This is a genomic window from Vibrio cionasavignyae, from assembly GCF_050337155.1.
GTDB classification, from domain to species: Bacteria; Pseudomonadota; Gammaproteobacteria; order Enterobacterales; family Vibrionaceae; genus Vibrio; species Vibrio nomapromontoriensis.
The window spans coordinates 405,890-424,160 of record NZ_JAKJSR010000009.1; the positions used below are offsets into that span (position 1 = coordinate 405,890).

16 protein-coding genes are annotated in these 18,271 nt (G+C 45.3%); 12 read left to right on the forward strand and 4 right to left on the reverse strand.

The window, feature by feature from the left end:
• Nucleotides 1–3 precede the first annotated feature (3 nt).
• Together ispA and xseB are read right to left on the reverse strand one after the other, a co-directional pair.
• The gene (gene ispA / locus L4D74_RS02395; RefSeq protein WP_428750525.1) at nt 4–888 is read right to left on the reverse strand and encodes a (2E,6E)-farnesyl diphosphate synthase; all 885 of its coding nucleotides are present in this window, start codon (nt 886–888) and stop codon (nt 4–6) included.
• A gap of 20 nt (nt 889–908) precedes the next feature.
• The gene (gene xseB / locus L4D74_RS02400) at nt 909–1,151 is read right to left on the reverse strand and encodes an exodeoxyribonuclease VII small subunit (RefSeq protein ID WP_250615595.1); all 243 of its coding nucleotides are present in this window, start codon (nt 1,149–1,151) and stop codon (nt 909–911) included.
• A gap of 325 nt (nt 1,152–1,476) precedes the next feature.
• On the opposite strand from xseB, the gene pomA reads away from it, so the two are divergent.
• From pomA to thiI, 3 genes are all read left to right on the forward strand, one after another.
• The gene (gene pomA, locus L4D74_RS02405; RefSeq protein WP_265677411.1) at nt 1,477–2,241 is read left to right on the forward strand and encodes a flagellar motor protein PomA; all 765 of its coding nucleotides are present in this window, start codon (nt 1,477–1,479) and stop codon (nt 2,239–2,241) included.
• A 42-nt stretch (nt 2,242–2,283) separates the two neighbouring features.
• Nucleotides 2,284–3,222, forward strand: a complete 939-nt coding sequence (locus tag L4D74_RS02410; RefSeq protein WP_428750526.1) for a flagellar motor protein MotB — start codon at nt 2,284–2,286, stop codon at nt 3,220–3,222.
• Between the two features lie 288 nt (nt 3,223–3,510).
• A complete protein-coding gene (thiI, locus tag L4D74_RS02415) occupies nt 3,511–4,959 on the forward strand; it encodes a tRNA uracil 4-sulfurtransferase ThiI (protein WP_428750527.1) in 1,449 nt (482 codons plus the stop codon).
• 147 nt (nt 4,960–5,106) lie between these two features.
• Here thiI and L4D74_RS02420 read toward each other — a convergent pair whose 3' ends face one another.
• Entirely contained in the window at nt 5,107–5,877 is a 771-nt protein-coding gene (locus L4D74_RS02420) for a DUF1853 family protein (protein ID WP_428750528.1), read from the reverse strand.
• A gap of 79 nt (nt 5,878–5,956) precedes the next feature.
• On the opposite strand from L4D74_RS02420, the gene L4D74_RS02425 reads away from it, so the two are divergent.
• Nucleotides 5,957–6,715 (forward strand): Nif3-like dinuclear metal center hexameric protein, encoded by a 759-nt coding sequence (locus L4D74_RS02425; protein WP_428750529.1) that lies wholly within the window; start codon nt 5,957–5,959, stop codon nt 6,713–6,715.
• Between the two features lie 171 nt (nt 6,716–6,886).
• Here L4D74_RS02425 and L4D74_RS02430 read toward each other — a convergent pair whose 3' ends face one another.
• On the reverse strand, nt 6,887–8,176 hold the full coding sequence (locus tag L4D74_RS02430; RefSeq protein WP_428750530.1) for a citrate synthase: 1,290 nt from the start codon (nt 8,174–8,176) through the stop codon (nt 6,887–6,889).
• 394 nt (nt 8,177–8,570) lie between these two features.
• Here L4D74_RS02430 and sdhC point away from each other — a divergent pair, with 394 nt between their 5' ends.
• The 8 genes from sdhC (at nt 8,571) to sucD (ending at nt 18,214) form a co-directional block, all read left to right on the forward strand.
• On the forward strand, nt 8,571–8,963 hold the full coding sequence (sdhC, locus tag L4D74_RS02435; protein ID WP_428750531.1) for a succinate dehydrogenase cytochrome b556 subunit: 393 nt from the start codon (nt 8,571–8,573) through the stop codon (nt 8,961–8,963).
• Complete coding sequence (gene sdhD, locus L4D74_RS02440) at nt 8,957–9,304, forward strand: succinate dehydrogenase, hydrophobic membrane anchor protein (protein WP_428750532.1); 348 nt, start codon at nt 8,957–8,959, stop codon at nt 9,302–9,304. Before sdhC ends, sdhD begins: the two co-directional genes overlap by 7 nt.
• Nucleotides 9,305–11,071 (forward strand): succinate dehydrogenase flavoprotein subunit, encoded by a 1,767-nt coding sequence (gene sdhA, locus L4D74_RS02445; protein WP_428750533.1) that lies wholly within the window; start codon nt 9,305–9,307, stop codon nt 11,069–11,071. It begins immediately after the preceding gene.
• A 15-nt stretch (nt 11,072–11,086) separates the two neighbouring features.
• The gene (locus L4D74_RS02450) at nt 11,087–11,797 is read left to right on the forward strand and encodes a succinate dehydrogenase iron-sulfur subunit (protein ID WP_265677403.1); all 711 of its coding nucleotides are present in this window, start codon (nt 11,087–11,089) and stop codon (nt 11,795–11,797) included.
• Between the two features lie 127 nt (nt 11,798–11,924).
• A complete protein-coding gene (gene sucA, locus L4D74_RS02455) occupies nt 11,925–14,744 on the forward strand; it encodes a 2-oxoglutarate dehydrogenase E1 component (RefSeq protein ID WP_428750534.1) in 2,820 nt (939 codons plus the stop codon).
• A gap of 21 nt (nt 14,745–14,765) precedes the next feature.
• Nucleotides 14,766–15,971 (forward strand): 2-oxoglutarate dehydrogenase complex dihydrolipoyllysine-residue succinyltransferase, encoded by a 1,206-nt coding sequence (gene odhB, locus L4D74_RS02460; RefSeq protein ID WP_428750535.1) that lies wholly within the window; start codon nt 14,766–14,768, stop codon nt 15,969–15,971.
• Between the two features lie 204 nt (nt 15,972–16,175).
• A complete protein-coding gene (gene sucC, locus L4D74_RS02465; RefSeq protein WP_250615582.1) occupies nt 16,176–17,342 on the forward strand; it encodes an ADP-forming succinate--CoA ligase subunit beta in 1,167 nt (388 codons plus the stop codon).
• Nucleotides 17,342–18,214, forward strand: a complete 873-nt coding sequence (sucD, locus tag L4D74_RS02470) for a succinate--CoA ligase subunit alpha (protein ID WP_428750536.1) — start codon at nt 17,342–17,344, stop codon at nt 18,212–18,214. The genes sucC and sucD overlap by 1 nt, the downstream gene beginning before the upstream one ends.
• Nucleotides 18,215–18,271: the final 57 nt, after the last annotated feature.

The following is an 18,271-nucleotide window of genomic DNA, read 5'->3' on the forward strand; positions in this document are numbered from 1 at the left end:
TTGTTAATTGTTGCGCTCGATGACATATCGGGCGAAATCTTCAAGTAATTGCGTATTGTAGGGGATTGCATCTAAAGCACAAAGCGCTTCTTCGAAAAGAGCCTTGGCTTTTTGCTGTGCACCTTCTAACCCAAGTAGTGCAGGGTAGGTGCTTTTGTTTAACTCTTGATCGGAACCTTGCGGTTTACCTAGCGTTTCAGTATCACCAATAACATCAAGGATATCGTCATGCACTTGAAACGCGAGGCCTATAGATTCAGCATATTTCTCAAGTTGAGGTAGAACGGCTACGCCCTTTTCTCCGGCGGCTAAAGCGCCTAACTGAACAGCACACTTTATTAATGCTCCAGTTTTATGGCGATGAATCTGCTCGAGTTCGTGGATATCAACGAAGCGATTTTCCGCCTCCAGATCCAGTGATTGACCCACACACATACCCGATGCGCCAGACGCAAACGCAAGCAGCTTTATCATCTGTATACGTTGTGTTTCTGAGGTTGGAGCAATCGGACCTTCAGAAAGGACAGTAAATGCCAATGTTTGCAGCGCATCACCCGCTAAAATCGCCGTTGCTTCGTCAAACTCAATATGGCAGGTGGCTTGACCACGGCGCAACTCGTCATCGTCCATGGCGGGTAAGTCGTCATGAATCAGTGAATAAGCGTGGATACATTCAACAGCCGCAGCGGGCGTGTCGAGTTCTTCTAGCGTGCAACCAAGCATTTGTCCTGTGGCATACACCAAAAAGGGTCTAGCACGCTTACCACCGAGTAGCAGCGCATAGCGCATGGCTTCGGTTAAACGTTGTTTCTGAAACGGATTCGTATCCAACCAAGCGTCTAATTGCTGGTTGTTTCTTGTCTGATAAGACTGCAAAGTCTCGATCATGTTGGTACTCACTTTTGACGTTACTCTGGCTGTTGGGAGAAATCTTGCAGCTCAGCGTTATCGTCTTTACTAAGAAGAATACTCACTTTTTGTTCTGCATCGGTAAGCTTATGTTGACCTGCTCGTGCGAGGGCAATGCCGCGCTCAAATTTCTTGAGGGCATCGTCTAGTGCGAGGTCGCCATTTTCAAGTTGTTCGACAAGCTGATCGAGTTCGTCGACTGTCGCTTCAAATGACATATTTTCTGGTTTTTTCGTAGCCATAACGTACTTGTTTTATCCGAAATGATCGAACGTTACATGAGCCTCGCCAGATGGTCAAATTAATGCTGCCAAAAATGTAGGCAAGATAGGGTAGTGACAGGGTTTCGGGCAAAATAATGCACGATTTATCGGCAGTTAAATGACTTATTACGACGGATACTTAGCGCGTTTTACGGTACTTATGTTCAAAACTGTGATTTTATGGTCATAAATAACTTAAAGATATCAAGGCTTGGTCGATAACCTCATTATAAAGCGATAGACTCAAGCGCATTTATGATTGCGATAGAATCATGTGCGACGTCAAATGAAAACGGAGTATTGAGTGGATTTAGCGACGCTTGTTGGCCTCATCGGTGGGGTGGCATCCATTATTGTAGCCATGGTGCTTGGCGGAAGCATCATGATTTATTACGACACAACGTCTGTGTTTATTGTGATCGGCGGCTCAACCTTTGTTGTGTTGATGAAGTTCACATTGAGCCAGTTTTTCAGCGCGGCAAAAATTGCTGGCAAGGCGTTCATGTTCAAAACTGATGAACCTGAAGACCTTATTGCTAAAATCGTTGAAATGGCAGATGCGGCGCGTAAAGGTGGCTTCCTAGCATTAGAAGAGATGGATATTCAAAATAGCTTCATGCAGAAGGGGATCGACTTGCTGGTGGATGGCCATGATGCAGAAGTGGTAAGAAATGCGATGCAAAAAGACATTGCGCTGACCGATGAGCGACATGTTAAAGGGGCCAGTGTTTTCAAAGCATTCGGTGATGTTGCACCTGCTATGGGTATGATTGGTACCTTAATTGGCTTGGTGGCGATGCTCTCTAACATGGATGATCCTAAATCTATCGGCCCTGCGATGGCGGTGGCGTTGTTAACGACGCTCTATGGGGCAATATTATCCAACATGCTCTTTTTCCCCATAGCTGATAAATTGACGTTGCGCAGAGAGCAAGAAAAACTTAACCGTCGTTTAATTATGGACGGTGTGCTAGCTATTCAAGATGGACAGAACCCACGAGTTATCGATGGCTACTTGAAGAACTATCTTAATGAAAGCAAACGCGCTTTTGATTTGGATGGTGAGTAGCATGCCAATCCTAGACGTTGAGCAAGGTGGGGAGGCGTTCTAATGGAAGACGATAAAAAGTGTGACTGTCCGCCTCCTGGTCTCCCTCAATGGATGGGTACCTTTGCCGACTTGATGTCGCTATTAATGTGTTTCTTCGTTCTGTTACTTTCATTTTCAGAAATGGATGTGTTGAAGTTCAAGCAAATTGCTGGCTCGATGAAGTTTGCCTTTGGTGTGCAAAATAGACTGGAAGTGAAGGATATCCCTAAAGGAACCAGTATTATTGCGCAAGAATTTCGGCCGGGTCGACCGGAGCCGACACCTATCGATGTCATTATGCAGCAGACGATAGACATTACTCAGCAGACATTGGAATTTCAAGAGGGCGACTCTGATCGCGCAGGTGGTAACCAACGTGATGATGGGAAAATTACCGGTGGCCAAACAGCAGATCGTACCCAGAAAAATCAAATAGGCACCGCATCATCAGAAAGCGAAGATGCGGCGTCTGAAGAGCTGGAAAAACTAGAAGAAGCGATAAAGATGGCGCTTCAGCAAGAAATTAAACAAGGGGCGGTCGAGGTAGAGAACTTAGGGCAGCAACTGGTTATTCGAATTGAAGAAAAAGGCGCTTTCCCAGAAGGCTCGGCTTTTTTACAGCCAAAGTTTAGGCCGTTAGTGCGTCAGGTGGCGGATCTTGCTAAAGATATCCCAGGCCTAGTACGTGTATCTGGTCATACCGACAATACACCGTTAGATTCTGAACTTTATCGCTCAAATTGGGATTTATCTTCTCAAAGAGCAGTTTCAGTTGCGCAGGAAATGGAGAAGGTAAAAGGCTTCTCTCATCAAAGGCTAAGAGTGATAGGTGTTGCCGATACGGAGCCTCGTGAGCCGAATGATACGGAAAGGCAGCGCGCTAGAAATCGTCGTGTAGAAATCAGTATTATGCAAGGTGAGCCGCTCTTTACTGAGGAAGTCTCTGCGGATGGTGAGTAGAATGGTTGCTACCACGTCAAGGTGATAACAATGTTAAGGTGGTAACAGTGTTAAGGTGATAACCATACGCCAGTGCTTTTCGCGCTGGCGTTTTTACATTGAAATTGCCTGTTCAATAGACAGAAACTGGAATCCAATAGTCAGTTAGGTATATACTTGCGCCCCTGACAAATTCTGACATTGAAACGATGCTATTTAGCATGGAAACGTAACTCAGAATTATACTAAAGTTGTTATATTGCCCTTACTGTCGGTTTAGACAGCATTCCAACGAGATGTGATTAGACTATGAGATTTATCGTAAAGCCCCATCCAGAGATTTTTGTTAAAAGTGACTCAGTGCGTAAGCGCTTTACCAAAATCCTTGAGTCCAATTTGCGTATTATTATTCAACGTCGTACTGAATCTGTAGCGGTGTTTAACCGTCGCGATCACATTGAAGTGAGTGCAAACTCGGCGCAATACTACAATGAAGTTTTAGAAATATTGACGCATACATCGGGCATTCACCATGTGTTGGAAGTTCAACAATCGGACTTCACAGATCTGCACAACATCTACGAGCAAGTGCTCGAGTTGAATGGCGGTCTGATTGCAGGTAAAACTTTCTGCGTACGTGCTAAGCGACGTGGTAAGCATGAGTTTACTTCAATTGAACTCGAGCGTTATGTTGGTGGCGGTCTAAACCAAGCGGTAGAAAGCGCGCGCGTTAAATTGAGCAAACCTGACGTTACGGTCAATGTCGAAATTGCCAATGAAAAACTCAACCAAGTCATTGCTCGTCATAAAGGGCTGGGTGGCTTTCCGCTAGGTACACAAGAAGATTTATTGAGTTTGATCTCTGGCGGTTTTGATTCAGGTGTATCGAGCTACCTGCATATTAAGCGCGGCTCTAAAACGCATTACTGCTTTTTCAATCTTGGTGGGCCAGCTCATGAGATTGGCGTGAAGCAAGTGGCGCACTTTTTGTGGAATAAGTATGGCTCTTCGGCAAAAGTAAAGTTCATTTCTGTCGATTTTGAACCCGTTGTGGCTGAAATTCTAGAGAAAGTCGACGACGGTCAAATGGGCGTCGTGCTTAAGCGTATGTTTATGCGTGCCGGTGGTATGGTTGCTGAAAAGTTTGGTATCCAGGCCCTCGTTACTGGTGAGGCATTAGGTCAAGTATCAAGTCAAACTCTGACCAACTTACGTCACATTGATAATGTGACGGATACATTAATTCTTCGTCCTCTTATCAACTGGGACAAAGAAGATATTATTGATGTTGCCCGTGAAATTGGTACGGAAGATTTTGCTAAAACGATGCCAGAATACTGTGGGGTGATCTCTAAAAAGCCAACAGTTAAAGCCGTGAAAGCAAAGCTAGAAGCTGAAGAAGAGAAGTTCGATTTCTCCATTCTTGAGCAAGTGGTATCTGATGCGAGAGTAATGGATATCCGCGACATAGAAAAAGAAAGCCAACAGCAAGCACCAGAAGTTGAACAGGTTCAAGCGGTAGAAGAGCATGCGATTGTTTTAGATATTCGTAGTGCAGATGAGGAAGAAGAGAGCCCTCTAGAAATCGAAGGTGTGGAAGTGAAACACTTACCATTCTTTAAGTTAGGGACTCAGTTCGGCGATCTCGACCAAACGAAAACGTACTTACTGTATTGTGACCGTGGTGTAATGAGCCGACTACAAGCGCTGTACTTGCAAGAGCAAGGCTTTGCTAATGTTAAGGTTTATCGCCCATAGAAATAGGCGGTGCAGCCATATTTAATTGCAGGTAACATGACTTGCAGGAAAATATGAATAAAAAGGCGCATTATGCGCCTTTTTTTGCGCGTGCTATTTAGCGGTTGAGTATACGAATATAGCCGTTTGATTTGCTAATCCAACTCATTACATTGAGCTTTCCGGCCAGTCATTGGGCACAATAAACCAAAATTGCCCAGATTCGGATTGGCAATGAACAAAATGCTCAGGCCAGCATGTTAAGGCGGTAGGCTTAGCGCCCGTGAATCCAGTTGCCCACAAATTTTTCGGAAGGGCATACATCGGCTCGGTTAATTTAGAGATGTCTTTTTGATAGCACCAGAAGCCAGCGATATTATTTTTGTCTAGGTCAAATCCAAGGCATTGCTTGGGTATCTGCTCGATATTGAATGGATTGACGTAGAGTCTTCCTTGCATCAATAGGTGCTTGCTAGTCGGTGCTAGATCAGGAAATTGCGTTTTAAAAGCATCAGTCTCCGTCATCATTAATTGGTGATCTAACATTCGAGATAACTTCATATCTAAGCGATCTTTTGCATTGGGGCCATACCAACGGTCGTCTTTTAGCAGATAGAACTTGATGGCGACTTCCCAGTGTTCCAAAGTAGATTGTCGTTTATTGCCAATTAAGAAGTCGATAGCGCCTAATGTCTTTTTATCCTGCTGTAATTGTATCTCTTCTGCAATGACGTCGTAATCTGGGTGCTGTTCAAAGTGACGACGACAGAGCTCTTGATAAAGAAATCCCAAACGTGGATTGCCATGATAGGGTGCGGTGCCCATGGGTATGAGGTCTGCCTTTGGTGGCAACTGTGTTTCCAAACGAGGATCACCATTAGTTAAGCTCGATGCTTGGCTTATCCATGTTGCAAATTCGGCTAAATAGTCTTTCATCATGAGTTTTATACTTTCCTTTCGACAGCATTAGATTAAATTGCTATAACCATCTGGATCAAGCCACAAAGCAGGAATTTGCATGAACCATCTACAACTTGAAGCAATATTGAATGACAAGCTGTCACCGCAACTCATTAAAGACTACTGCCCTAACGGGTTGCAGATTGAAGGTGCGGTAGAGATAACAAAAATAGTCACCGGTGTGACGGCCTCTCAAGCGTTAATCGATCATGCTATTTTGGTGAATGCGGATGCCATTCTTGTTCATCATGGTTATTTTTGGAAAGGTGAGCCAGAAGCGATTCGTGGCATGAAGGGTAAACGAATTCGTAGCTTGATTAAACACGATATTAATCTTTTTGGTTATCATCTACCGTTAGATGTCCATCCAGAGCTCGGTAACAACGCCCAGTTGGCTCAATTGCTTGATATTGAGGTTGAGGCAGGGTTAGAAGGGCATGCGCAGTCAGTTGCTATGTGTGGCCGTTTTAAGACACCATTGTCCGGACAAGAATTGGCGCAGCGTATTAACAAGGTATTGCATCGAGAGCCTCTACATATTACACCAGAAAATGAAAATAAACGTATAGAAACCGTAGGTTGGTGTACGGGTGGTGGTCAAGATTATATTGAAATGGCTGCATCGCAGGGGCTGGATGCGTTTATCTCGGGCGAAGTATCAGAGCGTACCACGTATACGGCACGTGAGATGGGAATACACTATTTTTCTGCAGGGCATCATGCCACTGAAAGATACGGTGTTAAAGCGTTAGGGGAGTGGCTAGCGGCTGAACATGGTTTGGATGTCGAATTTGTCGATATCGATAATCCAGTATAACTATTAGCACCTGAAGCGTTAGCACGTTAAATACTCGCGCCTAAGAAGTGGATTAGCCATAAATCAGTTAAGCATAAATTGGTTAGGCATAAAAAAGAGCAGCCCTGGCGCTGCTCTTTTTTGTTTACATATTCACAAATAGTGCTCAATCAAGCGCTATTTGATACTCAGTTACTCACGTTCATGTAGAGGTCGGAAGTCACGCATTTCTTCACCAGTGTAAAGTTGACGTGGACGACCAATTCGGTTTGCAGGGTCACTGTGCATTTCGTTCCAGTGTGCAATCCAACCTACAGTACGAGACATCGCAAAGATAACGGTAAACATAGAAACAGGAATACCGATCGCTTTTAGAATGATACCTGAATAGAAGTCTACGTTCGGGTACAGTTTCTTCGAAACGAAGTATTCATCAGACAGTGCAATACGCTCTAATTCCATTGCTACATCAAGCAGTGGATCTTGAATGTTAAGCTCTTTAAGCACTTCATGACACGCTTCACGCATAACCGTTGCACGTGGGTCGTAGTTCTTATAAACACGATGACCAAAGCCCATTAAGCGGAATGGGTCATCTTTATCTTTGGCTTTATCAACATACTCAGGGATGTTGTCGACTGAACCGATCTCTTCCAGCATACGTAAACATGCTTCGTTAGCACCACCGTGAGCAGGGCCCCAAAGCGAAGCAATACCAGCGGCAATACACGCGAATGGGTTAGCGCCAGATGAACCAGCAAGACGTACAGTTGATGTTGATGCGTTTTGTTCGTGGTCTGCGTGCAACGTGAAAATCTTATCCATAGCACGAGCAACGATAGGGTTAACTTCATACTCTTCGCATGGGTTAGCAAACATCATATGTAGGAAGTTTTCCGAGTAAGTCAGATCGTTACGTGGATAGATGAATGGCTGACCGATTGAGTATTTGTAACACATCGCCGCAAGAGTAGGCATCTTCGAAATGAGTCGATATGCAGCAATTTCACGGTGGTTGTCGTTATTGACATCTAAAGAGTCATGATAGAAGGCTGCAAGTGCGCCAACTACACCACACATTACGGCCATCGGGTGAGCGTCGCGACGGAAGCCGTGGAAGAAGCTCGCAATTTGTTCGTGAACCATGGTGTGACGGGTGACCGTCTGTTTGAAGCTCTCATATGCTTCTCGAGTTGGGGCTTCGCCCATGAGAAGGATGTAACATACTTCTAGGTAATCTGCATTGTTAGCCAATTGATCGATTGGGAATCCACGGTGCAAAAGCACACCTTTGTCACCATCGATATAAGTGATTTGAGATTCACAGGATGCAGTGGCAAGAAAACCTGGGTCAAAAGTAAAATAACCATTCGCTCCAAGCTTACGAACATCGACTACTTGTGGTCCTATAGAACCATCCATAATCGGCAGCTCGATCGGCGCTGTACCTTCAATATGAAGGGTCGCTTTCTTATCCGCCATAACAATCTCCTTTGTTTATTATTTAATCCGTCCAGGATGTTTATGTGCCAATTTTTTACTTTGCTTCGACTTCAAAGTCAATTTATATACGGTTTTGTGTGCACTTGTTATGATTTTTTAAGGAAAAATGGTTAAAAATCTGTGCTGTGTAGCATATTTTGTTACAGCAATTGTATTAGAATGTTGCGAGCCGTATAGTTGCGGTGAAAATTTTGGCTGAGTCCTTATAAAATCGAGGGTACAAACCGAAGTGAGGTCGGTGCTAACTCTGGATGTTTAACATTATCATTACAATTATCTCGGTTGTAACACGGAATAATTGTTAAGTTTGTGTTAATTTTTGAGGCTTCCAAGCCAAAATTTATCTATAACAATAAATGCTCAATGGAGCTGAGTGAGCAAGCCCATGAAAGAAAGAAAGCCCAGACCTGTTAATTTAGATTTACAGACAATAAAAATGCCAATCACCGCAATTGCGTCCATCCTGCACCGTGTGTCGGGTGTGATTACCTTTGTGTCGATTGGGATCCTCCTATGGTTACTATCCATGTCACTTTCCTCCCCTATCGGATTCGCTGAAGCTGCAGACATCGTCGACGGTTTCTTCGTGACGTTTATTCTTTGGGGAATATTGACGGCATTGGCTTACCACATTGTTGGTGGTATTCGTCATTTGCTTATGGATCTTGGTTATTTTGAAGAGCTCGATACGGGCGCAAAAAGTGCCAAGGTTTCCTTCATCTTGACAGGTATCCTGTCTCTGTTGGCGGGAGTATTAGTATGGTAGGTAGTGTTTCTTCAGTTGGTCGTAATGGTGTTCACGATTTCTTATTGATTCGTGCAACGGCAATCATTATGACGCTTTATACGATTTATATCGTAAGCTTTTGTGCCTTTTCTGGCGATATCTCTTATGTGTCATGGACGCAATTTTTTGGTGGGACCTTTACTAAAGTCTTCACTATGCTTGCCCTGACATCAGTACTGATTCACGCGTGGATCGGTTTATGGCAAGTTCTTACAGACTATATCAAATGCACCAAGTTACGTGGTGGACTGCAGCTGGCAATTGTTGCAGTGCTTCTTGGTTATTTTTTCTCTGGTTTCTTTATTCTGTGGGGTGCGTAAGTGACTATTCCAGTTAGAGAGTTTGACGCTGTTGTAATCGGCGCTGGTGGTGCGGGTATGCGCGCTGCTCTACAAATTTCAGAGCAAGGCTTAAGCTGTGCTCTTTTATCAAAAGTTTTCCCAACTCGTTCACATACGGTGTCTGCTCAAGGTGGTATTACCGTTGCGTTAGGTAATGCGCATGAGGATCACTGGGAACAGCATATGTACGATACGGTAAAAGGTTCCGACTATATCGGTGACCAAGATGCTATTGAATACATGTGTAAAAATGGACCTGAATCAGTCATCGAACTTGAAAAAATGGGATTGCCATTTTCTCGCTTTGATAACGGCTCTATCTACCAACGTCCGTTTGGTGGTCAATCCAAAAACTTTGGTGGTGAGCAAGCGGCACGTACCGCAGCGGCCGCTGACCGTACAGGTCACGCATTGCTTCATACGCTTTACCAGCAAAATATCAAACACAAGACCACGATTTTCTCTGAATGGTATGCCCTTGATCTTGTGAAAAATGAAGACGGCGCCATTATGGGTTGTACGGCACTTTGCATGGAAACGGGCGAAGTGTGCTATTTCAAATCCAAGGCAACGATTTTAGCAACGGGTGGCGCGGGTCGTATTTATGCATCGACAACGAATGCGCATATTAATACCGGTGATGGTGTTGGCATGGCAATTCGAGCTGGTGTCCCAATGCAAGATATCGAAATGTGGCAATTCCACCCAACCGGTATTGCGGGCGCAGGGGTACTTGTGACGGAAGGGTGTCGTGGTGAAGGCGGCTACCTTCTAAACAAAGATGGCGAACGATTCATGGAACGCTATGCACCAAACGCGAAGGACTTAGCGGGTCGTGATGTGGTTGCACGTTCAATGATGATTGAGATTCGTGAAGGCCGCGGCTGCGATGGTCCTTGGGGACCACATATCAAGCTGAAACTTGATCACTTAGGTAAAGATACGCTTGAGTCGCGTCTACCAGGTGTTTGTGAGTTGTCTCGTACGTTTGCTCACGTTGATCCAGTTAAGGAACCAATCCCAGTCATTCCAACTTGTCACTACATGATGGGTGGTGTGCCAACTCAAGTTTCTGGTCAGGCAATTAAGCAAGATGCCAACGGCTCGGATGTGGAGATTCAAGGTCTCTTTGCTTGTGGCGAAATTGCATCGGTATCAGTACATGGTGCGAACCGCTTAGGGGGTAACTCGTTACTTGATTTGGTGGTATTTGGTCGAGCAACTGGCCTACACCTTGGCGAAACGTTGAAAAAACAAGCGGATGCGAAGCCAGCGACAGAAGCGGACATTGAACGCTCGCTAGAACGTTATAACCGTTGGGAAAACAGTACTGGTGGTGAAGACCCAGCTCAAATTCGCAAAGACTTGCAACAATGTATGCAAAACAACTTCTCGGTATTCCGTGAAGGTGATGCGATGGCTAAAGGGCTTGAAGAGCTAAAAGTGATTCGTGAACGTTTGAATAACGCTTACCTGTCTGATAAGTCGACAGAATTCAACACGCAGCGTATTGAGTGTTTAGAGCTTGAAAACCTAATGGAAACGGCATTTGCAACGGCTGTGGCGGCGAATTACCGCACAGAGAGTCGTGGTGCTCATGCTCGATTCGACTTCCCAGAGCGAGATGATGAGCAATGGCTATGCCACTCCATCTACAATCCGGAGACAGAAGCGATGTCGAAGCGTGGTGTAAACATGGAACCAGTACATCGTGAAGCTTTTCCACCAAAAGCACGTACGTACTAAGAGGAGGACAAAATTATGCAACTGAATTTCTCTTTGTATCGTTACAATCCAGATGTTGATCAGAAGCCTTACATGAAAGATTACACCCTAGAGGTGGATGAAGGCTCGGATATGATGCTGCTAGATGCTTTGATTCTGCTAAAAGAGCAAGATCCAAGTATTTCATTTAGACGTTCTTGCCGTGAGGGGGTATGTGGCTCTGATGGCTTAAACATGAACGGCAAAAATGGTCTAGCGTGTATCACACCGTTATCCGCTTTGCAGGGTGACAAGATAGTTATTCGTCCTTTACCTGGATTACCTGTGGTACGAGACTTGATTGTCGACATGACTCAGTTTTATGATAACTACTCGAAAGTTAAGCCGTTTCTTGTTTCTGATGGCAATTTGCCTCCTTCAAGAGAGAACTTACAATCTCCTGAAGAACGGGCACATCTTGATGGGCTTTATGAGTGTATCATGTGTGCATGTTGTACGACGTCGTGTCCTTCTTTCTGGTGGAACCCAGATAAGTTTATTGGACCGGCTGGCCTATTGGCGGCTTATCGTTGGCTAATTGATAGCCGTGATACGGCGACAGAGGAACGATTATCTGAATTGGATGACGCATTTAGCGTATTTCGTTGTCACGGCATCATGAACTGTGTCAGTGTATGTCCTAAGGGATTAAATCCAACAAAAGCGATCGGACACATTAAATCGATGTTAGTGAACCGTTCGATTTAAGTAAGTCCGGCGTTGTTTTAGTCTATAAAAATTGTCGATTCGAGTAGAGGACTCTCTCTATGAGAATCGACTTTCGATAGCTCGGCTTAGACCGCAGCAACTATGAAAACTACTGGTAAGGGAAAATATGCACAACGGCGTGATGAAGGCATGGCTCGAGTCTTCACACTTGGCTGGCGCCAATGCAACCTACGTAGAGGACCTCTACGAACTGTATCTAAGTGATCCCGAACAGGTAAGTGAGGAGTGGAGACGTGTTTTTGATGGGTTGCCTATGCAGCCTGACGATGTGGTTGAACAACCGCATTCACGTGTCCGTGATTACTTCCGACGACTCGCTAAAGAAACAAAGCATTCAAGTGCCCAAGTAAGTGATCCAGAAGTCGATGCTAAGCAAGTAAAAGTACTACAGCTTATCAACGCATACCGCTTTCGCGGTCATCAAGCAGCAGATCTTGACCCCTTAGGGTTGTGGAAACGTCCCCCCGTTGCAGAACTTGAACCTGCATTCCACTCTTTAACGGATGATGATTTAGACGAAACCTTTAACGTAGGTTCTTTTGCCATTGGCCAAGAGAGCATGACGTTGAGAGACCTGCATAAAGCCCTACAAAAAACCTATTGTGGTTCTGTTGGCGCTGAATACATGCACATGACGAACACCGAACAAAAGCGTTGGATTCAGCAACGACTTGAGTCTGTAGTTGGTCAACCTTCCTTTGACGAAGACCAAAAAAATACCTTTTTAGAAGAACTGACTGCAGCGGAAGGTCTTGAGCGCTATTTAGGTGCTAAATTCCCAGGTGCAAAACGTTTTTCTTTAGAAGGTGGTGATGCGCTAGTGCCAATGACGAAAGAGCTCATTCGTCATGCGGGTGCATCCGGTCTACGCGAAGTGGTTATTGGGATGGCGCACCGTGGTCGACTCAATATGCTGGTCAACGTCTTAGGTAAAAAGCCACAAGACTTGTTTGATGAATTTGCGGGTAAGAAGCACGACGATACTTGGGGTACTGGTGACGTTAAATATCACCAAGGTTTCTCAGCCGATTTTGCGACACCTGGTGGGGATGTGCATTTAGCATTAGCATTCAACCCTTCTCACCTAGAGATCGTTAATCCGGTGGTTATTGGCTCTGTGCGAGCGCGTCAAGATCGCCTTGGTGATAAAGACGGCAGTATGGTACTTCCTATTACCATTCACGGTGACTCTGCTATTGCAGGGCAAGGTGTGGTAGCAGAAACATTCAACATGTCACAAGCTCGTGGTTTCCGAGTCGGTGGTACGGTTCGAATCGTGGTGAACAACCAAGTCGGTTTTACTACGTCAAACCCACATGACATGCGTTCTACCATGTACTGTACTGACATCGCCAAGATGGTTCAGGCTCCAATTTTCCACGTGAACTCTGATGACCCAGAAGCGGTCGCTTTCGTTACTCGTATCGCACTTGATTTTAGAAACACGTTCCACAAAGACGTGATTATCGATCTCGTTTGTTACCGTCGCCATGGTCACAACGAAGCGGATGAGCCGAATGCAACTCAACCGTTGATGTATCAGAAAATTAAAAAGCACCCAACCCCACGTAAACTATACGCTGATGTGTTGATTGAGCGTAATGAGAGCGATATCGAAACCGCGACGCAAATGGTAAACGAATACCGTGATGCGTTAGATCGCGGTGAAGTGGTGGTGAAAGAGTGGCGTCCAATGGCACTCCATTCTGTTGACTGGTCTCCTTATCTCGGACACGAGTGGGATATGGAGTGGGACAGCGCAGTTAAAAAAGAGCGCGTTGTTGAACTAGGCGAACGCTTAGGGCAGGTCCCAGAAAGTCATAAACTACAGAGTCGAGTCAATAAACTTTACAACGATCGCGCCGCCATGATGAATGGCGAGAAGATGGTTGATTGGGGTATGGCTGAAACACTGGCTTACGCGACGATCCTTGATGATGGCAAGCGTATTCGTATCTCAGGCCAGGATGCTGGTCGAGGTACTTTCTTCCATAGACATTCAGTTCTTCATAACCAAGATGACGCAAGTACTTACATACCGTTAGCGAATATTCACGATAAGCAGGGGCCATTCCAAGTGTTTGACTCGGTGTTATCGGAAGAAGCGGTATTGGCGTTTGAATACGGTTACGCAACCGCAGAGCCGAGTGGGTTAACCATTTGGGAAGCACAGTTTGGCGATTTTGCTAACGGTGCTCAAGTGGTGATTGACCAATTCATTTCGTCTGGTGAGCAAAAGTGGGGACGTTTATGTGGTTTGACCATGTTGCTACCTCATGGCTATGAAGGTCAAGGGCCGGAGCACTCATCCGCAAGGCTAGAGCGTTACTTGCAACTTTGCGCTGAGCAAAACATGCAAGTCATTATCCCGTCAACGCCGGCGCAGGTTTATCACATGATACGCCGTCAGGTTGTACGACCAATGCGTCGCCCGTTGATTGTGATGTCACCAAAATCACTGCTTCGTCACCCTCTGTGTACATCAAGTCTCGATGACTTAGCTTCAGGTACATTTGAGCCAGCGATTGGTGAGGTTGATGACCTTAATCCAGAGAACGTAAAACGTGTAATTTTCTGCTCTGGTAAAGTGTACTTTGATCTTCTAGAGCAGCGTCGTAACAATGAGCAAGAAGATGTTGCGATTGTGCGTATTGAACAGCTTTATCCATTCCCATTGGATGATGTTCGAGCGAAAATTTCGAAGTATACCAATGTACAAGACGTGGTGTGGTGTCAAGAAGAGCCGCAAAACCAAGGCGCTTGGTATTCAAGCCAACACAATTTCCGTGCAGCAATCCCTGTAGGTGTTGATTTGAAATATGCAGGGCGTCCAGCTTCTGCTTCACCTGCAGTTGGTTATATGTCAGTACACTTGAAACAACAGAAAGCGTTGATTGAAGACGCGTTGACCTTGATTAAGAACTAGAAGTAAAAGGAAGAAACAGATATGACAATTGAAATTCTGGTTCCAGACTTACCTGAATCTGTCGCTGACGCAACCGTCGCGACTTGGCATAAGAAACCAGGCGAAGCAGTGGCTCGAGATGAAGTCATTGTAGACATTGAAACGGATAAAGTAGTCCTTGAAGTCCCTGCGCCAGAAGCAGGTGTACTGGAAGAAATTATTCAAGAAGAAGGGGCGACCGTTCTATCTAAAGAGCTGATTGCACGTCTGAAGCCGGGTGCGGTTGCGGGCGAGCCGACAACAGATACGACGGATTCAACTCAAGCCTCTCCTGACAAGCGCCACAAAGCGGCATTGACAGAAGAGTCAAACGACGCGTTAAGCCCAGCGGTTCGCCGTTTACTGGGTGAACACAGCTTGAAAGCAGAAGATGTGAAGGGTTCTGGCGTTGGCGGCAGAATCACTCGTGAAGACATTGAGGCACACCTTGCTGCTGCGAAGAACGCACCAAAAGTGGAAGAGCCAGCCGCGGTTGCTCCTATTTCGGCGCGCAGCCAAAAACGAGTCCCAATGACTCGTCTTCGCAAGCGTGTTGCAGAACGTCTGCTTGAAGCGAAAAACAGTACAGCAATGTTAACGACATTTAATGAAGTTAACATGAAGCCAATCATGGATCTGCGTAAGCAATATAAAGACCAGTTTGAGGAGCGTCATGGTACGCGCCTAGGCTTTATGTCTTTTTATGTGAAAGCAGTGACAGAAGCGTTGAAGCGTTTCCCTGAAGTGAATGCATCCATTGATGGCGAAGAAATTGTTTATCACAATTACTTCGACATTAGCATGGCGGTATCAACCCCTCGTGGTTTGGTGACGCCAGTCCTTAAAGATTGTGACACTTTGGGTTTTGCTGATATTGAAAAAGGCATCAAAGAGCTCGCAATCAAAGGCCGCGATGGCAAGTTAACGGTCGAAGAGCTAACAGGTGGTAACTTTACTATTACTAACGGCGGTGTTTTCGGTTCATTGATGTCAACGCCAATCATCAACCCACCGCAAGCAGCTATTTTGGGGATGCATAAAATCCAAGACAGACCAATGGCGGTTGATGGGAAAGTGGAAATTTTACCTATGATGTACCTAGCGCTGTCTTACGATCACCGTCTTATTGATGGTCGTGAATCGGTTGGTTTCTTGGTAACAATTAAAGAACTATTAGAAGACCCAGCACGTTTATTGCTCGATGTATAACGTATTGAACAATATATAACAACGCGCTGTTTATTGGGGTGAGTAGTCATCCCAAGTGAAAGGAGCTAGGCAGGCTCAGCGTCTAGCTCTTATTTAGCCCTTTAACGGGTGATTCGTAGAAGTACCTCCTACAGACGTATGGCCCACTTATCGGCTTTATGGAAATAATAAATCCCTTTAGGGATAAACAAATGGAATAACGAAATGAATTTGCATGAATACCAAGCAAAACAGCTGTTTGCAGAATTCGGTTTGCCTGTACCAGAAGGCTTTGCATGTGATACCGCCCAAGAAGCGTTCGAAGCAGCCGGTCGTATTAGTACAGAGAAAAAAGTAGTTAAGTGTCAGGTTCACGCTGGTGGTCGCGGTAAAGCGGGCGGTGTTGAACTGCATGATACTAAGGAAGGCGTTAAAGAGTTTGCTCAGAAATGGCTAGGAAAAAACCTGGTTACTTTCCAAACTGATGCAAATGGTCAGCCTGTCACTAAGATTTTGGTTGAAGAAGCATCAAACATTGCCAATGAATTGTATTTAGGTGCAGTGGTTGACCGTGCAACGCGTCGTATCGTGTTCATGGCATCAACCGAAGGTGGTGTGGACATTGAAAAGATTGCTGAAGAAACACCTGAATTAATCCACCAAGCAGCGATTGACCCGCTTGTTGGTCCTCAAGCCTATCAAGGCCGTGAGCTTGCATTTAAGCTAGGTCTCGTCGGCGACCAAATTAAACAGTTCGTTAAGATCTTCTTAGGTCTTGGCAACATGTTTGCTCAGTACGATTTAGCTCTGCTAGAAATTAACCCACTTGTGGTCACGGCGGAAGGTAACCTTCTTTGTCTTGATGGCAAGATAAACATTGATTCAAACGCGATGTACCGTCAGCCTAAGCTTCGCGAGATGCACGATCCATCTCAAGAAGATGAGCGTGAAGCACATGCAGCGCAGTGGGAACTTAACTATGTAGCACTTGATGGTAGCATTGGTTGCATGGTTAACGGTGCTGGCCTAGCAATGGGTACGATGGATATCGTAAACCTACACGGCGGTCAACCTGCAAACTTCCTCGATGTAGGGGGCGGTGCGACAAAAGAGCGTGTAACAGAAGCGTTTAAGATCATCCTGTCAGACACTAATGTAAAAGCGGTTCTTGTTAATATCTTTGGTGGTATTGTTCGCTGTGACCTGATTGCTGACGGCATCATTGGCGCAGTGGAAGAAGTGGGCGTTAAGGTCCCTGTTGTCGTTCGTCTTGAAGGTAACAACGCACCTCTAGGTTCGCAAAAATTAGCGGAAAGTGGTCTAAATATCATAGCTGCGACTTCTCTAACTGAAGCTGCGGAAAAAGTTGTTGCTGCAGCGGAGGGCAAATAATGTCTGTACTAATTAATAAAGATACCAAAGTTATTTGTCAGGGCTTTACTGGTGGTCAAGGTACGTTCCACTCAGAACAAGCGATTGATTACGGAACACAAATGGTTGGCGGTGTATCGCCAGGTAAAGGTGGTCAAACTCACCTTGGTCTACCGGTATTTAACACGGTTCGTGAAGCTGTAGAAACGACAGGTGCAACCGCATCAGTTATCTATGTACCAGCACCATTTTGTAAAGATGCTATCCTAGAAGCGATTGATGCGGGCATCAAGCTTATCGTAACTATCACGGAAGGTATTCCAACGCTTGATCTTTTAGACGTTAAAGTTCGTCTAGATGAAGCGGGTGTTGTGATGATCGGCCCTAACTGTCCAGGTGTCATCACACCGGATGAGTGCAAGATTGGCATTATGCCAGGTCATATTCATAAGAAAGGCAAAGTGGGCATCGTGTCTCGCTCAGGCACTCTAACTTATGAAGCGGTTAAGCAAACAACAGATGAAGGCTTTGGTCAGTCTACGTGTGTAGGTATTGGCGGAGACCCAATTCCGGGCTCAAACTTCATCGATATCTTGAAGTTGTTCCAAGAAGATCCAGAAACCGAAGCGATCGTTATGATCGGTGAAATCGGTGGTACAGCGGAAGAAGAAGCGGCAGCCTTTATCAAGGCAAACGTGACAAAGCCTGTTGTGTCATACATTGCAGGTGTTACTGCGCCTCCAGGTAAGCGTATGGGCCATGCTGGTGCGATTATTTCTGGTGGTAAAGGGACAGCAGAAGATAAATTTGCTGCACTTGAAGAAGCTGGCGTTAAGACAGTGAAAAGCTTGGCTGACATTGGCTCAGCACTTCGTGAAGTGACCGGTTGGTAATAACCAAGTCGGATTAAGACGACAAGCCCTTAAATGTACGTTTGAATCAATGGTACG

Excerpts from the sequence above, each read along its gene's own strand:
- ispA (WP_428750525.1), bottom strand. The coding sequence starts at position 888 with ATGATCGAGACTTTGCAGTCTTATCAGACAAGAAACAACCAGCAATTA.
- xseB (WP_250615595.1), bottom strand. The coding sequence starts at position 1,151 with ATGGCTACGAAAAAACCAGAAAATATGTCATTTGAAGCGACAGTCGAC.
- L4D74_RS02410 (WP_428750526.1), top strand. The coding sequence starts at position 2,284 with ATGGAAGACGATAAAAAGTGTGACTGTCCGCCTCCTGGTCTCCCTCAA.
- thiI (WP_428750527.1), top strand. The coding sequence starts at position 3,511 with ATGAGATTTATCGTAAAGCCCCATCCAGAGATTTTTGTTAAAAGTGAC.
- L4D74_RS02420 (WP_428750528.1), bottom strand. The coding sequence starts at position 5,877 with ATGATGAAAGACTATTTAGCCGAATTTGCAACATGGATAAGCCAAGCA.
- L4D74_RS02425 (WP_428750529.1), top strand. The coding sequence starts at position 5,957 with ATGAACCATCTACAACTTGAAGCAATATTGAATGACAAGCTGTCACCG.
- L4D74_RS02430 (WP_428750530.1), bottom strand. The coding sequence starts at position 8,176 with ATGGCGGATAAGAAAGCGACCCTTCATATTGAAGGTACAGCGCCGATC.
- sdhD (WP_428750532.1), top strand. The coding sequence starts at position 8,957 with ATGGTAGGTAGTGTTTCTTCAGTTGGTCGTAATGGTGTTCACGATTTC.
- L4D74_RS02450 (WP_265677403.1), top strand. The coding sequence starts at position 11,087 with ATGCAACTGAATTTCTCTTTGTATCGTTACAATCCAGATGTTGATCAG.
- sucA (WP_428750534.1), top strand. The coding sequence starts at position 11,925 with ATGCACAACGGCGTGATGAAGGCATGGCTCGAGTCTTCACACTTGGCT.
- odhB (WP_428750535.1), top strand. The coding sequence starts at position 14,766 with ATGACAATTGAAATTCTGGTTCCAGACTTACCTGAATCTGTCGCTGAC.
- sucC (WP_250615582.1), top strand. The coding sequence starts at position 16,176 with ATGAATTTGCATGAATACCAAGCAAAACAGCTGTTTGCAGAATTCGGT.
- sucD (WP_428750536.1), top strand. The coding sequence starts at position 17,342 with ATGTCTGTACTAATTAATAAAGATACCAAAGTTATTTGTCAGGGCTTT.